Below are 18,217 nucleotides of genomic sequence, written 5' to 3'. Positions count from 1 at the left end.
GCCTGCTTTAACAAAAGCGCACGGCGCGCGCATCCCTTTTCGCCGGGAAGGGTTTACGCAGCGGCGCAACACCCCGATTCGCGAAAAACTAAAGCCCGTGGCGCTCCAGAATTTCCCGCACCGCCGCGACCATGTCGGATTCGAGCGCCGAAATCTGCGCCGGACGCGCCGCTTTCCATTCCTCGTTGGAGCCGATGGTCGCCGCCGCCTGCGCCCCCTCGATCAGATCCTTGATCTGCACTTCCTGGCGCTCGCGTTCGTTCGAGCCCTGTATGACCACGCAAGGGCTTTTGCGCCGGTCGGCATATTTCATCTGCGCCTTCAAGCCCGCCGCGCCGAGATAAAGCTCGGCGCGCAGATTGGCCTCGCGCAATCGCGCAACCAGGCCCTGGTAATGCGGCAATTGATCCCGGTCCATCACCAGAACCACTACCGGGCCATTATGCGCCGCGCTGGCGACAATGGGCGAGCCGATCGCCTTGAGCGCCGCGTAAAGGCGCGACACGCCGATGGAAAAGCCGGTCGCCGGAACGTCCTCGCCGCGAAAGCGCGCCACCAGCCCGTCATAACGGCCGCCGCCGCCAATCGAGCCGAAGCGGACCGGTTGCCCCTTGTCGTCCTTGACGGCAAGGGTCAGATCGGCCTCGAACACCGGGCCGGTGTAATATTCGAGTCCGCGCACCACCGAAGGATCGAGCGTCAGCCGGCTCTCGTTATAATCGGCCGCCCTGGCGAGATCGTCGATGGCTTGCAGTTCGGCGACGCCCTCAAGCCCGCGCGCCGATGTGGCGACGATATTGGCGAGAGCGGCGAGCGTCTGGGCATTGGTGGCGCGCCGGGCGTTGGTGAAGGCGAGAACCTTGTCTATCGCTTCATCGGCCAGGCCCGCGCCTTTGGTGAAATCCCCGGATTCGTCCTTGCGTCCAGCGCCGAGCAGCAGCCGCACGCCTTCCGGACCGAGACGGTCGAGCTTGTCGATGGCGCGCAGCACCACGAGGCGGCGCGCGGCGTCGCCTTCGCCGCCGAGCCCGATGGCCTCCATCACGCCATCGAGGATCTTGCGATTGTTGATCTTGATGCAATAATCGCCGCGCGCGATCCCCAGCTTTTCGAGGGTGTCGGCGGCCATCATGCAGAGTTCGGCGTCGGCGGCCGGGCTCGACGATCCGATGGTGTCGGCGTCGAATTGCAGGAATTGCCGAAAGCGTCCCGGACCCGGCTTTTCATTGCGAAAGACAAAACCGCCGCGATAAGTGCGGTAGGGTTTCGGCAAAGCCTCGAAATTTTCGGCGAAATGGCGCGCCAGCGGCGCGGTCAGGTCATAGCGCAACGAAAGCCATTGCTCGTCATCGTCTTGAAAGGAGAATACGCCCTCGTTGGGCCGGTCCTGATCGGGCAGGAATTTGCCGAGCGCCTCGGTATATTCAATGGTCGGCGTCTCGATCGCCTCGAAGCCGTATAGCCGGAAGTTCTCGCGGATCGCCGCCAGCATGGCGTCGACGGCGGCTATTTCGTCGGCCCCACGATCGGCAAAACCGCGCGGCAGGCGCGCTTTGACAAGGGAGGCGGCGGCATTAGCTTCTGTCATGATCTCTATCCGTTTGGAAGGCCTGTCATAGGCGGCGCCAAGGTTGCAGACAAGTCTTGCGGGATGGGCTTTTCGCGCCTTGACATCGGGGCGGGCTATGTTTAGCCGCGTGACATGACTCAAAAAACCGACCATTCGGGGCTGGACGGCGGCGCCATGCTGTCCAACCTGTCCGAGCTTTGCGAGCGTTATGACGGCGTGCTGTGTGACATCTGGGGCGTGCTGCACAATGGCGAGCGCAGCCAGGCTGCCGCAGCCGACGCCCTGCGCCATCTGCGCCGGCTCGGTAAGCCGGTGACGCTGATCACCAATGCGCCGCGCCCCAAGGCTGAGGTGGCGGAGCAACTCGCCTCGCTCGGCATTACCGCCGAGTCTTATGATGCAATCGCGACTTCCGGCGATGTCTGCGCCCAGGCGATTGTCGACCGCCTGCCGGGGCTTCCATACCTGATCGGTCCCGACCGCGACCTGCCGGTCTTTGCCGCAGCTTCGTCCCTGGCGGGCCGCAAGATCGCTCCGGTTCCGCTCGAAGCAGCGGATTTCGCGGTCTGCACCGGCCTCGTGGACGATACGGTCGAGACTCCCGACGATTACGTCGGCGTACTGAAAGCCTTGCGAGCGAAAAACCTGCCGATGATCTGCGCCAATCCCGATCTCGTGGTCTATCGCGGCGACCAACTGGTCTTTTGCGCCGGCGCCGTCGCCGAACGCTACGAGGCGATGGGCGGCGAAGTCGAGCAGGCGGGGAAGCCTTATGCCGCCATTTACCGGCTGGCGCTCGGCCTTTTGGAGCGCGCGCGCAACCGGCCGCTCGATCTCGACCGGGTGCTCGCCATCGGGGACGCCATGCATACCGACATCGCCGGCGCGACGGCCATGGGCCTCGACAGTCTCTTGATCACCGAAGGCATCCACCGCAAGGAATTGCATGAGGGCGAGGGCGGGCCGCTCGACGCCGAGGGTTACAAGCAATTCACCCATGATCACGGAATATCGCCGGTCTACCGGATGAACCGGCTGGCGTGGTGACGCCGGCGCGGTCGTCCAACGAACGGGCGCGACGCGCGCCTTGCCGGCGCCGCCCCCGATTATAGCCGTTGCTGGAACGCAAAACATGGCGCCGAAAAAGCGATTCATCCTAAGCGTCGATCCCGCGCAGCCGCCGGAGGGTCTCGAAGGCGCGGTTGTCGCCATCGGCAATTTCGACGGCGTGCATCGCGGCCATCGCGCCGTGATTTTCCGCGCACGAAGTCTCGCCCAGCGGCTGGGAAGGCCTTGCGCCGTGCTGACTTTCGAGCCGCATCCGGCTGATTTTTTCGCGAAGGGTGGCAAGGGCGCCGGAAACATGATTTTCCGGCTGACCAGTCGCGACGCCAAAGCGCATCGGCTTGCCGAACTCGGCCTCGACGGGATGATCGTGCTGACCTTCGACGCCGATCTGGCGCGCCAGGACGCCGAGACTTTCCTGAGCGAAATTTTGGTGCGCAGGCTCGGCGTCGGAGCCGTGGTCGTCGGCTATGATTTCCATTTCGGCGCACGGCGCGCCGGCTCGCCGTCTTATTTGCGCGAACAGGCGGAAAAATTCGGGTTTCAGGTGGAAATTGTCGAAAAAGTCGTCGCCGACGACGAAGGTTCGCTCGAAGCGGTTTCCTCGACTGCGACACGCGAGGCGCTGGAACGTGGCGACGTCGCCGACGCCGCCGCCCTGCTCGGCCATCCCTGGTCGCTGATCGGCTCGGTGATTCACGGCGCCAAGCTCGGGCGGCAATTGGGCTATCCCACCGCCAATCTCGCGGTGGACGAGTCCTGCCGGCTCAAATTCGCCATCTATGCGGTCGAAGTCGCTATCGACGGCGCATTGCTCAAGGGCGTCGCAAGCTTCGGCCGCCGTCCGACCTTTGATAATGGCCCGCCGCTGCTGGAAGTCTATATATTCGACTTTTCCGGCGATCTTTATGACAAGGAAATCGAGGTTTTCTTTATCGATTTCCTCCGCCCGGAACAGAAATTCGATTCGCTCGACGCCTTGCTGGCGCAAATCCGCCGCGACGAGGAACAGGCGCGCCAGATCCTCGGCGGCTGAGCTTTTCGCGCATTGGGGCTTACGGGAAGTGGACGTCGCTCCGCTATAGTCCAAACCCTTCGGGCCGGCGCCGATTCGCCGGCCCCCTTTTAGACGAGGAAGACCATGAGACTTCTTGGCCTGGCGGTCGCGATCTTCGGCATAATTTCCGGCTTCGCCGGCTATGCGTTGTCGGACCCGACCCTCGACCTGCTCGCCGCAGCCAGCCTCATCGTCGCCTATTGCTGCCAACGCAGCGGCCCGATGTCGCCCTTCCTGAAAATCTTCCTCGCCCTGTTTTCGGTCGAGACCATCCTTTTCGGCCTCGGCGATTTCGCCGGGCGCTTTGGCTATTGGCCAAAGGCCCTTCAGGAGGCCCGGTTTCCGCCGACCCTAGCGCTGACGGTCGCCATGTTCGCCATCATCGTCTTCGCCGTTTCGCACCTTCCGGTTGTGCGCACACTGACCCGCATCGCCGACCGCTTCTTCCGCGCGGACGACGAGACCGGCTCCGGTCTGGGACCATTGCGCTTCAGGACGACGGAGCGCCGTCTCGCCACGGGCATGGTGGTGTTTCTCGTGGTGCTGAATCAGGCCCAGGTCGCCATTTCGCTGCGACTGAATTTCTTCCATCGCGATTTCGGCAACGCGATCCAGGACAAGAACAGCGGCGAATTCTGGCATCAGCTGTTTTCGGTCTTCGTCCCGTGGGTATTCATCCTGATCGGTAGCCTTGTGGTCGAATATGTCGTCAGCTCCTATCTGGTCATCCGTTGGCGGCGCTGGCTGACGCAATTCTACATTTCCCATTGGCTTGTCGGCCACGCTCACTACCGGATGTCGCTCACTGGCGGCCCCACGGACAATCCTGACCAGCGTATCGCAGAAGACGTGGCGCGATTCATCGATGGCGGCGGCGAGGGCGGCGCCTTCGGCCAGGGCGTCTATAATTATTCGATCCTGTTGATCTCAACTTTGTCGTCGCTGGTTTCCTACGCCATATTGCTATGGAGTATTTCGGCCAATTTTACCTTTCCCGGCACCAACTTCGCCTTGCCGGGCCTGCTGTTCTGGGTCGCCTTGATCTATGCCGCCGCCGGAACACTGATCACCCATCTGATCGGTCGCCCGCTCGTGCGCATCATGTTCACCCGGCAGAAAGTCGAGGCGGATTTCCGCTTCTCGCTGGCGCGGTTGCGCGAATATAGCGAGCAGGTGGCGTTGCTGAACGGCGAAAAGGCCGAGGAGAGCGCGTTGCGCATAAGGTTCGCGGCGCTGATCGCCAATTATCTCGACATGATCAACCTGCGCAAGAAGCTGACGGCCTTCACCGGTTTTTATGGCCAGCTTAGCCCGATCATCCCCTATGTCTTTTCCGCGCCGTTTTATTTTCTCGGCAAGATCACGCTTGGAACCATGAGCCAGACCGCGGGGGCCTTCGGCCAGGTTGAAGGCGCCCTGAACTTCTTCGTCAGCTATTACGCTTCGCTGGCCGGTTTCAAAGCGGTGCTCGACCGTCTCACCTCCTTCGACGCCGCGATCGAGGCGACTCAGGCGACCGACGGGATCCAGGTCGAAATCGGCGCGCCGGCTCCCGCCCTTCGCGGAACGACGGTCTGTCTGCCCTCCGGCCAGGCGCTGTTGCAATCCGTCAATCTGACGCTGACCAAGGGTCGCAATCTGCTCGTCACCGGCCCTTCTGGCTCTGGCAAATCGACCCTGTTCCGCGCCATGGCCGGGGTGTGGCCCTTCGGCTCCGGCGACGTTGCAAAGCCTGCGGAAGGTCGGATGCTGCTGTTGCCGCAGAGACCCTATATTCCGATGGGAACGCTGCGCCAGGCCGTGATCTATCCAACCGACCCGGACTTCCATCCCGATTCGGCGATCGAGGCGGCCCTGATCGACGCGCGCCTGCCGCAACTGGCGGCAAAGCTCGACGAGATCGACAATTGGACGCAAAGACTTTCCGGCGGCGAACAGCAGAGGCTGGCCATCGCCCGCGCCGTGCTCGCCAGCCCCGACTGGCTACTGCTCGACGAGGCCACCGCCGCGCTCGACGAGGAGACCGAGGCGGCGATTTACGCCATGCTCGCCGACCGCCTGCCGAACACCACTTTGGTTTCGATCGGTCATCGTTCGACTCTTGCGGCTTTTCACCCCGCGCGGGCGCAGGTGTCGCCCGGCGCCGATGGCGGACCGGCGAGAGTCGCTGTGCTCGCGAATTAAACGGCGGAAGGCAGAACCGGGACGCCGGCGAGCGGATGCAGCCAAAACAAGGTCACGGCCCATAGGGCTGTGCCGATCAGCGCCGCCGCCGCGTCGCCGCCCCAGCCCCGCGCCGGGCTTTTCGGCTCGGCGGCGCGGCGCTTGAGCGAAATCCGGTCATAGATCGCGTAGGCCAGAAATGAGCCAAACAGCAGCAGCGCGAGAAGATCGCCATTGGCGAGTAGATGCGCAAACGCCCATATCTTGACGCCGGCGAGCATCGGATGGCGGGCCTTGTCGCGGATATGCGAAGGAATATTGGCGGCGGCGATCAGCACGAAGGCGGGAAGCATCAGGGCCAGGGCCAGATGCCGCGTCCAAAGCGGCGGCGACCAGATCGCCAAGTCCTCCGCCGAGCCGCGCAGGGCGGAGGCGCCGACGACGATCAGGACCAGCCCGGCGAGCGAGGCGGCGGTGAAAAGCAGCTTGTAGGGTCCGGGGCCGAGCCGCTCAATCAGGCCGGTGCGAAAATCGGGAAATGTCGGTGTCGAATGGGCGCCGATGAACAGAACAAGACCAAGAACCAATATCGCCATCGCTAAACTCCGTCTGCCACGTCCATGGGGAAGGCAAGGCTATAGCATAAACCATATCTGAACGGCCGGGACAGGCTTAAAACGTCGGGGCGCCATCCTGCGACCGGGCGGGTTCGACGACGGGATTCGCCAGGGTTGGAGACTTGGCGGCCGAGGGCTTCGAATCAGCGGGCTTGGACACAGGTTTGGCCGGTTTCCGGTCTTTACTTCCGGCGTTTTCACCGGTCAAACGGGCCTGAAGACGGAAATCGCGGGCTTCGGTCAAGCGAAGTGCGCAAAATCCATGCGCGTCCTCGCGGTCGTAATCGCGGCATGTCTGCGCCCGGCTGGCGGAAAAAGCCGCCTGTTCCTTGACGGCGGCCTGGAGGGCCAGCTTGTCTTTCTTGAACTTGCCCAGCAGCCTGCGAAAATGGTCCCGAACGTTGTTTTCCAGCGTCGTGCGCTCGCGCTCGATCGATTTCGCCTGGGGCTCTCCGAACGAGGCGCCCGGCGGCCCCCAAAGTCCTGCCCCATCGGCGCGGCAATCGGCCTGGACGAAAGAACACCCGCCGGCAGCGCCGGCGGCGCTCAGCGCGCCGTTGAGCACATCGAATTGTATCGGACAGGCGGACGAGTCGAGCTCGAATCGGAGCACGCCGTCCGGCGACCCCAGAGGTTTGAGCGCCAGCGATTCGGCGCCGCCCATGGTCACTTCGCAGGACTGGTTTGGCTGGGAAATCCTGTCGCCGGTCAAGGTGAGGCGAGACAGGCGCGGATCGGCGCCGGACTTTTCAACCAGCAAGATGCCGCGCGATCCCGACAGGCTGAGCGGCTTTCCGACGATGGTATCGAGGGCGGGCGGTTTGGCCGGAGCGAAAGGGCGGTCCGCCGTCGCGTCGCCTTTTGGCTTGCCGCCCTGGCTCTGATGGGACGGCGGAGCGCCCGGCTGGCCTGCCGGGGTCGGCGCGGCGACCGCGCCGGGCAGCACCATTTGCGCGCGGCTTGCGACCGGCGCGAGGCTCAGGAACATTGTGGCGGCAAGGAAAATGGGATGCATGGCTTTTTTATAGGATGGGGGAAGAAAATTTCTTATCATTCTTCGCGCAGCGCCGCCATAATTACGCAGGTGAAACGAAAAAGCTCCCCGCCGGAGGCGGAGAGCGCAAATTCGTCGGACCGGCGAACCGGCGCCTCAATATTTGGCGACGACAGCGTCCGGCAAGCCAAAGCGGTATACGAAACCGACAGAAAGCAGCCAAGGATCAAAATGTGTGTGTTGAACGACGACTGCCGGCACGGCGCCGACGCCTGGCAGGTTGATGCTCGTGCCGCGGGCCTCGACGTAGGAGAATATCTTCTTGGCGTCGATACTCAGGCCCCAATGCTTGTCGATCATATATTCGGCGCCCGCCTGCAAGACCCAGCCAACCGCACCGCCAACCGAGACGTTGTTCAGGAAGGCATTCTTGTTGTTGAAGGAAAAGCCCGGCGCGAAGCCGCCGCCGAGATAGGGTCTGACCGGGCCGAAATTGTCGAAATGATAGAGCACGGTGATCGGCACCACCGCCGGCATGATCTGGGAAAGCACCGTGCCATTGGGAACGGTGGGATTGCGCGGATTGAACCCCTTGGTGCTGTCCTTGGCGTAGAAAGGAATGCCGCCGGAAACATCGATCGAGATGTTGCGCGTAACGAAATAGCCCGACTCGAAGCCAATCGTGGTGATATTGCCGATGGTCGCGCCGACGCCGGCCGGGAAAGCCTGAACCGCTCCAAAACGGTAAAGAGCCGGATTCTGCCCCCAGAGCTGCGACGTGCTGGTGTTGATCGCATAGGTGACGCCGATCTTCACGAAAAACGGCTGGAAATCATCGGCCGCCGGAGCGACGGCGATGGGTTCCTTGACGCTCGGCAGATCGGCCGCCGAGGCGCTCGAACCGACAGCCCCACAGCTCGCGGCGATCAGGCTCAGGACGCCGGCGGCGCCCCACTTGTTGAAAGACAGATGGAACCTCATGTGTTTCTCCCAGTTTTTGTTTATATATAAACCAACTCTGAAGCTGCAATTCGCTCAGGCATTTGTCAACATAATGCCCTGTTTTTCGCGTGCGGCCAAATCGTCGTCGCCGGTTCGTTAGAGCCTTTTTCCCTGTTTTTGCGGGCATTCCCGCCGTTTCCGATCGGCTCCGCCCTGCGGGCCTGAGCACAATTTCCCCGGAGCGTTGCGCCAATGCCACATCCGCCGCCGCATGGCGAAACCTTCCCTTGACCCTAACGACCCGACCCCGCTTGCGGGCAAAAAACCCCGCCCCTATATCAGCAGCGCTCTTGTATGCGGGCGCCCTCATCCCAATCTCAACGCAAGTCGGGGACCGGGCGTGACGAAGGTCCGCCCATCGCCGGACCGCTTCGGGGTCCGGCGGTTCTGCGAAAGAAAGGAACATTCACCCATGGCAAAAGTTATCGGCATCGATCTCGGCACCACCAATTCCTGTGTGGCCGTGATGGAGGGCTCTACCCCCAAGGTTATCGAAAACGCGGAAGGCGCACGCACCACGCCCTCGATCGTCGCTTTTCTCGACGACGGCGAACGCCTCACGGGCCAACCGGCCAAGCGGCAGGCGGTCACCAATCCCGAAAAGACCTTTTTTGCTATCAAGCGCCTGATCGGTCGCACCTTTGCCGATCCGATGACGCAAAAGGACATCAGCCTCGTCCCCTACAAGATCGTCAAGGCGGGCAATGGCGACGCCTGGGTCTCGGCGGACGGCAAGCAATATTCTCCCTCGCAGATTTCCGCCTTCATCCTGCAGAAGATGAAGGAAACCGCCGAATCCTATCTTGGCTCGACCGTCACCCAGGCGGTGATCACCGTTCCGGCCTATTTCAACGACGCCCAGCGCCAGGCCACCAAGGACGCCGGCAAGATCGCCGGCCTCGAAGTGCTGCGCATTATCAACGAGCCTACTGCGGCGGCGCTCGCCTACGGCCTCGACAAAAAGGGCGCCGGCACGATCGCGGTTTATGATCTGGGCGGCGGCACGTTCGACGTGTCGGTGCTCGAGATCGGCGACGGCGTGTTCGAGGTTAAATCGACCAATGGCGATACGTTCCTTGGCGGCGAGGATTTCGACATGCGCCTGGTCGAATATCTCGCGGAGGAATTCAAGAAGGATTCGGGCATCGACCTCAAGAAGGACAAACTGGCCCTCCAGCGCCTCAAGGAGGCGGCCGAAAAAGCCAAGATCGAATTGTCCTCGGCGACCCAGACCGACATCAACCTGCCCTATATCACCGCCGACGCTTCGGGTCCGAAGCACCTGACCTTGAAGCTCACCCGCGCGAAATATGAGGCCCTGGTCGACGATCTGATCCAGCGCACGATCGAACCATGCCGCAAAGCGCTCAAGGACGCCGGGCTTTCCGCTGCGGAGATCAACGAAGTGGTGCTGGTCGGCGGCATGACCCGCATGCCGCGCGTGCAGGAAGTGGTGAAGCAGTTCTTCGGCAAGGAGCCGCACAAGGGCGTCAACCCCGATGAAGTCGTCGCCATTGGCGCGGCGGTCCAGGCCGGCGTGCTGCAAGGCGATGTCAAGGACGTGCTGCTGCTCGACGTCACTCCGCTGTCGCTTGGCATCGAGACGCTCGGCGGCGTTTTCACCCGCCTGATCGACCGCAACACCACCATCCCGACCAAAAAGAGCCAAGTGTTCTCGACCGCCGAGGATTCGCAGACGGCCGTGACCATCCGCGTTTTCCAGGGCGAGCGCGAAATGGCGGCGGACAACAAGGCCTTGGGCCAGTTCGATCTCGTCGGGATCCCCCCGGCGCCGCGGGGCATGCCTCAGATCGAGGTGACCTTCGACATTGACGCCAACGGCATCGTGTCGGTTACGGCCAAGGACAAGGCCACGTCCAAGGAACAGCAGATACGTATTCAGGCCTCCGGCGGCCTGTCGGAATCCGATATCGACAAGATGGTCAAGGACGCGGAGGCCCATGCCGCCGAGGACAAGCAGCGCCGCGCCTTGGTCGACGCCCGCAACCAGGGTGAGGCCCTGGTCCATTCGGCGGAAAAGTCGCTCAAGGAATTCGGCGACAAAGTCGCCGGCTCGGACAAGAGCGCCATTGAGGCGGCGATCGCCGGCCTCAAGACCGCGCTCGAAGGCGAAGATATCGAGGCCATCAACGCCCGCTCGACCGAATTGGCCCAGGCGTCGATGAAACTTGGCGAGGCCATGTACAAGGCCGAACAGGCGGGCGCCGGCGCTGGCCACGAGGCCAAAGCCGAAGAGGACGTGATCGACGCCGACTTCAAGGAAGTCAAGGACGATAAGAAAGGCGCCTGAGCGCCGACAAAAAGCCGGCGCGGTTCTCCCGCGCCGGCTTTTTTCTGCCATCGCCGGCGAAAAAACCTGTTGCGTCAGTGGCGCGCAGCGTCTAGCTCGTCAGGCCGAATTCGGGCTATTTCAGGCCGCCTCGCCAGAACCGTCCTGTCAATAAATCCGGACCGGACCTTCGCAAATCTGGATCACACCTTCGATGGCCAAACGCTGCTATTATGAAATTCTCGGCGTTTCCCGCTCATGTAGCGAAGTCGAGCTGAAAGGCGCCTTCCGCAAACAGGCGATGCAATATCATCCCGACAAGAATCCGGGCGACAAGAACGCCGAGGCAAAATTCAAGGAAGTCAACGAAGCCTATCAGATATTGTCCGACGGCCAAAAACGAGCAGCCTATGACCGCCATGGCCATGCCGCTTTCGAACAGGGCGGCGGTGGCCCGGCGGGTGGTTTCGGCATGGGCGAAGGGTTCGCGGCCTCGATGGCCGATATTTTCGACGACCTGTTTGGCGATGTCATGGGCGGCGGCCGGCGCGGACGTTCCACCGGACGCGAACGCGGCTCGGACCTGCGCTACAACATGGAGGTCACCCTGGAGGAGGCTTTTCACGGCAAGTCGGCGACCTTGAAGGTGCCAACCTCCGTGACTTGCGAGCTATGTTCGGGGGGCGGCGCCAAGGCCGGCTCCAAACCGAAGACCTGTTCGACCTGCGGCGGCGCCGGCCGTGTGCGAGCTCAGCAAGGGTTCTTTTCGATCGAGCGGGCCTGTCCGGCCTGCCATGGACGTGGCGAAGTGATCGACAATCCCTGTCCCAATTGCGCCGGCGCCGGACGCGTGACCCGTGACCGCTCGCTGTCGGTGAATATTCCCGCCGGCATCGAGGACGGCACGCGGATCCGGCTAACCGGCGAGGGCGAGGCGGGACTGCGGGGCGGACCCGCCGGCGACCTCTACATCTTCCTTTCGATCAAGCCACATCCCTTCTTCCAGCGCGAAGGGGCCGATCTCTATTGCAGGGTGCCGATCTCGATGGTGCAAGCGGCGCTGGGCGGCGAAATCAAGGTCCATGCCGTCGATGGCGCGGAAGTTCGGGTCAAGGTCGAGGAAGGCACGCAATCGGGCCGCCAGTTCAAGATCAAGGGACGCGGGATGCCGGTCCTGCGCTCGCGCGAATTCGGCGATCTCTACATCCAGGCCAATGTCGAAACGCCGCAGAACCTGACCAAGAGGCAGAAAGAGCTGCTGGCCGAGTTCGAAAATGAATCGACCCATAAGACCCACCCGGAATCGGCGGGCTTTTTCGCCAAGATGAAAGAGTTTTTCGATCTGACATGATCCGCTTCACAAGCTTTCTTGACGCCAATTCGAATGTGAGCGATTTATGACATTTGAAAAGGCTCCGGGAGCAAAGGCTTCAAATTGAGCGCGCAAAAAAACCAGGTGACGAAAACAACGTCCCGCCAAAAAAATCTCATCGACTTGAGACTGGGCGACGAAGCGCGGTTCATTCGCAGCTGGCTGGAAAATCCGCGCATGGCCGGCGCAATATCGCCCTCCGGCCGTTTTCTCGCTCGCGCCATGGCGCATTGCGTCGATCCAGTTGGCGACGGCCCGATCGTTGAATTGGGTCCGGGCACCGGTCCGGTTACCCAAGCGCTCCTTGCTCGGGGAATTGCGCCCGAGCGACTTGTGCTGGTCGAATTCGAGCCCTCATTCTGCCACCTGTTGGCGAAAAAATTTCCCGGCGCAAAAATCCTGCGTGGCGACGCCTACAGGCTGCGCGAAACCCTCGCCGGTCATATTGAAGGCAAGCCTGCGGCCATCGTCTCCAGCCTGCCCTTGCTGACCAAGCCGGAGGCGGTGCGGCTGGCGCTGTTGCGTCAGGCTTTCGAGATGATGGGGCCGGACGGGCGCTTCATCCAGTTCACCTATGGCGCCAAATCGCCGGTGCCCCTACATGTCGGCGGCAGCCTACATCTCAAGACCCAAAGCCTGGCTCCGATCTGGCTCAACTTGCCGCCGGCGCGCATCTTCATCTATCGCCATGCCGATTGCCCTCATGCCGTCGAGACGCCGCCGGATGTGATCGACGAGATTTTGCGCCGGTCGCGCCGTTTTGGCCAAGAGATCCGTGACGAATTCGAGGAGGCCCGCGCCCGCCTTACGCCAAGCGCCGCCAAAACGCCTGTTTCCAAATCGCGCCGCTCGTGATTTAAAGCCGACGGCTCGAAAACTTCAGGCGGCCCATGACCTTGTCCTGCATTGCCCCGAGCGAAAAACTTATCGTCGCCCTCGACCTGCCCGACGCGGCCCAAGCGTGGAAAATGGTCGAGCGGCTCGGCGACAGCGTCGGATTCTACAAGATCGGCATGGAGCTGGCCTATGGCGGAGGGCTTGAGTTGGCGCCCGAACTCACAGCAGCCGGCAAGCAGGTCTTTATAGACCTCAAATTGCACGACATCGGCCACACCGTTGAAAAGGCTGTGGCGCAAATCGCCCGGCTGGGCGCGCGTTTTCTGACCGTCCACGCCTTTCCGCAGACTCTGGCCGCCGCGCGCCGGGGCGCGGAGGGATCGAGCCTGCAGGTGCTCGGCGTAACCGTCATGACTTCTTACGACGATTCCGATCTTGTCGCCGCCGGCTATCGCCTGACTTTGCGCGAACTTGTCGCCCTGCGGGCGTTGCAGGCGAAGGAGGCGGGGATTGCCGGACTGATTCTCTCGGCCGACGAGGCGCCGGCGATCCGCGCTTTGGTCGGGGCCGATCTTCTTCTGGTGACGCCGGGAATTAGGCTGGCAGGCGCCGCGCTCGGCGACCAGAAGCGGGTGGCTACGCCGCTCGAAGCCATTGCGCGCGGCGCCGATTTCATTGTCGTCGGCCGTCCCGTTCTTGCGGCGCCGGAGCCCCGCGAGGCGGCTCTGGCCATCCAGCGCGAAATCGCCGAGGCCCTCGCTTCGCCAAATGCGTAATCCGCGCAATAAAGAACGCCGGGCGTACCTCCGGCCCGGCGTGTCGACCGGGGAGCTGGGGAACAGCGCCCGGGACCCATTAAACCTAACCCGGCGCCATGACCGCAACGTGACGTTTATCGGAAGGGATTGAGGCAAGGTCGAAAGCCGATATCATTCCCGATTTGGCCGCCGTTGAAGCTGAAACGTAGAGCCGCAATTCCGCTTTGTCCGGACGGCAATGAAAAATTTGGCGCCCGCGTTTTCCCGTATGGCGGCTGTACTGCGCAGGATGGCAGACCTGACTTTGGTCGAAGGGCTTTAAATGCAGCTTGGCTTTTGCCTTTTGCGCAAAAAAGCCTAAAAAGCGGCAAGACGATGCGTGGAGGGGGTCGGATGGACAATATGCGCCTGGTCGTGGTCGGCGCCGCCGGGCGGATGGGCCAGATGCTGGTCAAGGCGATCGACGCAACTGAGGGCGTAGTTCTCGCCGCCGCGCTTGAGCGGCCCGGTTCGCTGGCGATCGGCCAGGACGCCGGCTCGATCGGCGGGCTGGGGCCGCTCGGGGTAGCAATCAGCGACGACCCGCTCGCCGCCTTGTTGAAGGCCGATGGCGTGATCGATTTTTCCGCGCCGGCGGCGACGCTCGAAATCGCAGCCCTGGCGGCGCAGGCGCGTATCGTCCATGTCATCGGCACGACCGGCCTGAGCGAGGCCGATCTGGCAAAAATTGAGGCCGCCGCCCGCCATGCGGTGATCGTGCGTTCGGGCAATATGAGCCTCGGGGTCAATCTTCTCGCCGCCATGGTCGAAAAAGTGTCGAAGTCGCTGGGCGTCGAATGGGACATTGAAATTCTCGAAATGCACCATCGCATGAAAGTGGATGCGCCGTCGGGAACCGCGCTGTTGCTTGGCGAGTCTGCGGCAAGAGGCAGGGACATTGCGCTGGACGAACATAGCGTGCGCGCGCGTGAAGGCCACACTGGCGCGCGGCGGGCGGGCGACATCGGTTTCGCCACTTTACGCGGCGGCACGGTTGTCGGCGATCACAGCGTCATTTTCGCCGGGACCGGCGAACGCATCGAACTGACTCACAAGGCCGAGGATCGCGGCATTTTCGCACGGGGCGCCGTTCAGGCGGCCTTGTGGGGGCGCGGACGAAAGCCGGGTCTCTATTCCATGGCGGACGTGCTAGGCTTTTAAACCTAACCTCAACAGGAGAACAAAGTGTCCGAACGACTTCTCGTGCTCGTGCGCCACGGCCAGAGCGACTGGAACCTGAAAAACCTGTTCACCGGCTGGAAGGATCCCGACCTGTCCGAACAAGGAATCCGCGAGGCGAAGGCCGCCGGCCGCCGTCTCAAGGAATTGGGCCTCGGCTTCGACACCGGGTTCACCTCTGACCTGACGCGCGCCCAGCACACGATGCAGCTGATCCTGGGCGAACTGGGCCAGGACGCACTGCCCGTCGCCAGGAGTCAGGCGCTCAACGAGCGCGATTACGGCGATCTATCGGGTCTCAACAAGGACGAGGCGCGCCAGAAATGGGGCGAGGATCAGGTTCATATCTGGCGGCGATCCTATGACGTCCCGCCGCCGGGCGGCGAAAGCCTCAAGGACACGGTGGCGCGCGCGTTGCCCTATTACAATCAGGAGATTCTGCCGGCGGTGTTGCGCGGAGAGCGGACCCTGGTCGCGGCCCATGGCAATTCCCTGCGCGCCCTGGTCATGGTGCTCGACCGGCTGACGCCGCAGACCATTCCCGGCATGGAGCTGGCGACCGGCGTGCCGCTGGTCTACCGCCTCAAGGCGGATTCGACGGTTGAGTCGAAGCAGGTGCTCGAAGCCTGATTCCTGCAGGAGCCCTTCCGTTCCTTATGAAAGGAAAAGACTCTGATTTTGTGTATTTGAGCGTCTTTGCGGTCCCGGGCTCAGGGGCCGGCGATCCGCGTTGCATTGGGCGCCTTGGCCATCAGGCCGTCGATTCGGTCGCGCTCTCGCTTGAAATCGCCGAGCATCTTGCCGTCGAACTGCCGGGTGCGCGCCAGCTTGACGCGCATCGGGTCCACATAATGGCCGTTGACGATGACTTCGTAATGCAGGTGTGGTCCTGTTGAGAGCCCGCTGGATCCCAGATAGCCCACAATCTGGCCCTGGCTGATACGAACGCCTTCCCTGATGCCGCGACCGAAGCCGGACATGTGGTTGTAGGTTGTGACATAGCCGTTGACATGTTCGATCTCGACCCGCCTGCCATAGCCCGACGTGAAACCCGATTTGACCACCACGCCATTGCCGGCGGCGAAAATCGGGGTGCCGACCGGCGCCGCCCAGTCCACGCCGTTATGCGGGCGGGTGTAATGCAGGATCGGGTGATAGCGCATGCCGAAGCCGCCGCGAAACTCGCCCGTTACCATGGGTTTGCGCAGCAGGAATTTGCGCGTCGAGCGACCGGCCGGATCGTAAAAGTCAACGCCTTGGTCGTCGGACGCCTGAAAGCGGTAATATTTGAAAGTTTCGCCGCGCGCCGTAATCGATGCGTAAAGCAGTTCAGCATGGCCGCCCTCTGCGTCGTCGCCGTCGTCGTAAAAGGCATCGATGGAATCGCCCGGCGCGACCCCGCGCTGGAAATCGACGTCATTGCCGAAAGTTCGCACCATCTGGTCGATGATCGGGCGCGGAATGTCCTGTTTCAACGCCGTTTCATAAAGTGAATTATAGAGGCGAATGCCGCCCGAGTCCTCGTCCTCGCCGTCGGACTCGTCGTCGCCTGCCGGCTTTTTAACCCTTTTCTCGGCGGCGGGAGAGCGTTCCATCAGAAGGTAGCGTCCATCGTCGGCGAGAGCCACGGCCGCCAGCAAATTGTCGCCTTCATAAACCGCCAGACGCGCCAGTTGCAGCGCGTCGCCGGTCTCGGTTTCCGAGAAGGAAAGTTTTACGCGGCGTCCTTCACTCACCGGGTCGCCGCCGCGATTGCCGCGAAAAGCGCTTTTTACGGCTGCCGCGACATTCTTGCCGACCTTGGCGCCGGACAGCACGTCGTCGATAACCTCGTTATGTCGCACAATCACCAGCTGCTCGGTCGCGGGCGTCGGACGGGCGGCCTCGGCCGGCGGCGGGGTCGTTCGCGGCGCCAGGGTGACATTTTCCGGCACCATCCGAACCTCTATCGACGAGAAGGGCGAATTGGTATTGCTGACCCCCGGTGAGGCATAGGACAGGCCAGAACCCGCAACCTCAAGGGCGGCGTGGCTGGTTCGCATCAACAGCAGTTGCGGCGGCAAGGGCAGCGGCGCCCTGCTGCCGCTGGCTTGGGCGTTCTTCACCGTCTCCGACACCTGCGCCCGCACTTCGTCGAGCGACAGTGCGCCGCTCTCGGCGACGAATTCGGTCGGGGACAGGTCGCCGGAAGTGAAGCTGACCTCGGCGTCATCCTGGGGCTGAGCGGCTTCCGGGGCCAAATCGGGCGCATCCTGCTCTGGATTTTTCGAATCCGCTAGCAACTTGAGCGGATTGAAGTCGGGAACATCGGCGCCAAGTCCGGTGTCTGCGAGGGCCAGAGTGGTCGAAACGCGGGTGAAGGAACGGTTGCGGACCACTTCATGATCCCCGATTCGGATCGCGGTCGGCGTCTTGAAAGTCTGTTTGGCGGCGATGATGTCAACTGCCTTTACGATCCTGTCGCCCTTGCGTGGATTGACTCCGTCGCCTTCCGCCGCCTCTTTGCGCGGCGGCGAAGCCCGGGTTGGCGCTTCGGCAAAATTGGCCTCCCGGTCGAACGCCGCATAGATTGCGCCTCCGAGCAATCCCGCGCCGATCAGTCCAGTCAGCCCGGTTCCAGCAAGCCAGCGCAACGAAACGCGACGGAGCGACTCAGGCCCCGCGCGATCACCCTTGGCGTCGATCGGCGGCTCCGCTCCGGCAGGAGCGAAGAACGACAGACGCTTGGCGATTGAAGAGGATCGGACGGCGCCGAAACGAACGGAACGCAAGTTGGAATCGGTCTCCGCAGGGGTGCTGGCCGAAAGAGATAGCCCTTTAAAGAGGTCTTGTCCCTCCTGTAGCCGGGCGGGGAGATAGACAGGGGAAAAATGGCTCAAATGCGGCGTCTTGGGTAACCCCGGTTGCGTCCGTATCTACCTGAAACGATGAAATTTTTCAAAAAAGCGCGCTTTCTCGAATTTTTCCGCTTGACGTTTTCGCATTGGGGGACCTATAAGCCGCGTATCGACGGCGTCGCCGCGGATTGAGCGGCGATTGCTGACGCGTCTCTATTTGAGCCTTGAGGGTTCTGCTGGCTAGGGAGCCAGGGGGCTGCGTTGTCGCCGATTTTGGTCTTTGCGTTTTGGCGTAGAGGCTGTAATCTGGTCTGTCTTGCTGTTTGACAATTTCATCGGAAGAAAGAGAAACGTGGACGGCGGATGTCCTTGCGGATCTTCAGGCTCGTGAGGGCCTGCTGGATCATCATGAGAAACATACCGACGGTCACGTATTT

The 18,217-nt window shown here is 62.3% G+C and carries 14 protein-coding genes; 9 read left to right on the top strand and 5 right to left on the bottom strand.

From position 1 onward, the window contains the following. Positions 1-88: 88 nt before the first annotated feature. Positions 89-1,588: a histidine--tRNA ligase gene (hisS, locus tag QZY01_RS16725; protein WP_294539354.1), complete on the bottom strand. Its 1,500-nt coding sequence runs from the start codon at positions 1,586-1,588 to the stop codon at positions 89-91. A gap of 114 nt (positions 1,589-1,702) precedes the next feature. On the opposite strand from hisS, the gene QZY01_RS16720 reads away from it, so the two are divergent. The 3 genes from QZY01_RS16720 (at position 1,703) to QZY01_RS16710 (ending at position 5,876) form a co-directional block, all read left to right on the top strand. Continuing rightward, on the top strand, positions 1,703-2,617 hold the full coding sequence (locus QZY01_RS16720) for a TIGR01459 family HAD-type hydrolase (protein ID WP_294539351.1): 915 nt from the start codon (positions 1,703-1,705) through the stop codon (positions 2,615-2,617). Between the two features lie 85 nt (positions 2,618-2,702). Then, a complete protein-coding gene (locus tag QZY01_RS16715; protein ID WP_294539348.1) occupies positions 2,703-3,671 on the top strand; it encodes a bifunctional riboflavin kinase/FAD synthetase in 969 nt (322 codons plus the stop codon). A gap of 105 nt (positions 3,672-3,776) precedes the next feature. After that, positions 3,777-5,876 carry an SbmA/BacA-like family transporter gene (locus QZY01_RS16710; RefSeq protein ID WP_294539346.1) on the top strand — a complete coding sequence of 700 codons (2,100 nt, stop codon included), beginning with the start codon at positions 3,777-3,779 and terminating at the stop codon, positions 5,874-5,876. On the opposite strand, the gene QZY01_RS16705 is transcribed toward QZY01_RS16710, so the two are convergent. The 3 genes from QZY01_RS16705 to QZY01_RS16695 all read right to left on the bottom strand — a co-directional run bounded on the left by QZY01_RS16705 (position 5,873) and on the right by QZY01_RS16695 (position 8,447). Further along, complete coding sequence (locus QZY01_RS16705) at positions 5,873-6,451, bottom strand: NnrU family protein (protein WP_294539343.1); 579 nt, start codon at positions 6,449-6,451, stop codon at positions 5,873-5,875. The genes QZY01_RS16710 and QZY01_RS16705 overlap by 4 nt on opposite strands. A gap of 76 nt (positions 6,452-6,527) precedes the next feature. Then, the gene (locus QZY01_RS16700) at positions 6,528-7,487 is read right to left on the bottom strand and encodes a hypothetical protein (RefSeq protein WP_294539341.1); all 960 of its coding nucleotides are present in this window, start codon (positions 7,485-7,487) and stop codon (positions 6,528-6,530) included. A gap of 135 nt (positions 7,488-7,622) precedes the next feature. Next, the gene (locus QZY01_RS16695) at positions 7,623-8,447 is read right to left on the bottom strand and encodes an OmpW family outer membrane protein (RefSeq protein WP_294539339.1); all 825 of its coding nucleotides are present in this window, start codon (positions 8,445-8,447) and stop codon (positions 7,623-7,625) included. A 433-nt stretch (positions 8,448-8,880) separates the two neighbouring features. Between QZY01_RS16695 and dnaK the strand changes: the two genes are divergently transcribed. The 6 genes from dnaK to QZY01_RS16665 all read left to right on the top strand — a co-directional run bounded on the left by dnaK (position 8,881) and on the right by QZY01_RS16665 (position 15,573). Beyond that, positions 8,881-10,779, top strand: a complete 1,899-nt coding sequence (gene dnaK / locus QZY01_RS16690) for a molecular chaperone DnaK (RefSeq protein WP_294539337.1) — start codon at positions 8,881-8,883, stop codon at positions 10,777-10,779. Between the two features lie 193 nt (positions 10,780-10,972). Beyond that, a complete protein-coding gene (dnaJ, locus tag QZY01_RS16685) occupies positions 10,973-12,109 on the top strand; it encodes a molecular chaperone DnaJ (RefSeq protein ID WP_294539334.1) in 1,137 nt (378 codons plus the stop codon). Between the two features lie 84 nt (positions 12,110-12,193). After that, the gene (locus QZY01_RS16680; protein WP_342394906.1) at positions 12,194-12,985 is read left to right on the top strand and encodes a hypothetical protein; all 792 of its coding nucleotides are present in this window, start codon (positions 12,194-12,196) and stop codon (positions 12,983-12,985) included. Positions 12,986-13,020: 35 nt separating this feature from the next. Next, positions 13,021-13,743, top strand: coding sequence for an orotidine-5'-phosphate decarboxylase (gene pyrF, locus QZY01_RS16675; protein ID WP_294539332.1), 723 nt, complete (start codon positions 13,021-13,023; stop codon positions 13,741-13,743). A 375-nt stretch (positions 13,744-14,118) separates the two neighbouring features. Continuing rightward, on the top strand, positions 14,119-14,925 hold the full coding sequence (dapB, locus tag QZY01_RS16670) for a 4-hydroxy-tetrahydrodipicolinate reductase (RefSeq protein WP_294539330.1): 807 nt from the start codon (positions 14,119-14,121) through the stop codon (positions 14,923-14,925). A gap of 24 nt (positions 14,926-14,949) precedes the next feature. Next, the gene (locus tag QZY01_RS16665) at positions 14,950-15,573 is read left to right on the top strand and encodes a 2,3-bisphosphoglycerate-dependent phosphoglycerate mutase (protein ID WP_294539328.1); all 624 of its coding nucleotides are present in this window, start codon (positions 14,950-14,952) and stop codon (positions 15,571-15,573) included. Between the two features lie 80 nt (positions 15,574-15,653). On the opposite strand, the gene QZY01_RS16660 is transcribed toward QZY01_RS16665, so the two are convergent. After that, positions 15,654-17,714: a M23 family metallopeptidase gene (locus QZY01_RS16660; protein WP_294539325.1), complete on the bottom strand. Its 2,061-nt coding sequence runs from the start codon at positions 17,712-17,714 to the stop codon at positions 15,654-15,656. Between the last annotated feature and the right edge of the window lie 503 nt (positions 17,715-18,217).

The sequence above is a fragment of the uncultured Rhodoblastus sp. genome, from assembly GCF_903903185.1.
Lineage (GTDB): Bacteria > Pseudomonadota > Alphaproteobacteria > Rhizobiales > Beijerinckiaceae > Rhodoblastus.
The sequence above is the reverse complement of the archived record's forward strand: the minus strand, read 5'-3'. Positions and strand labels throughout refer to the sequence as shown.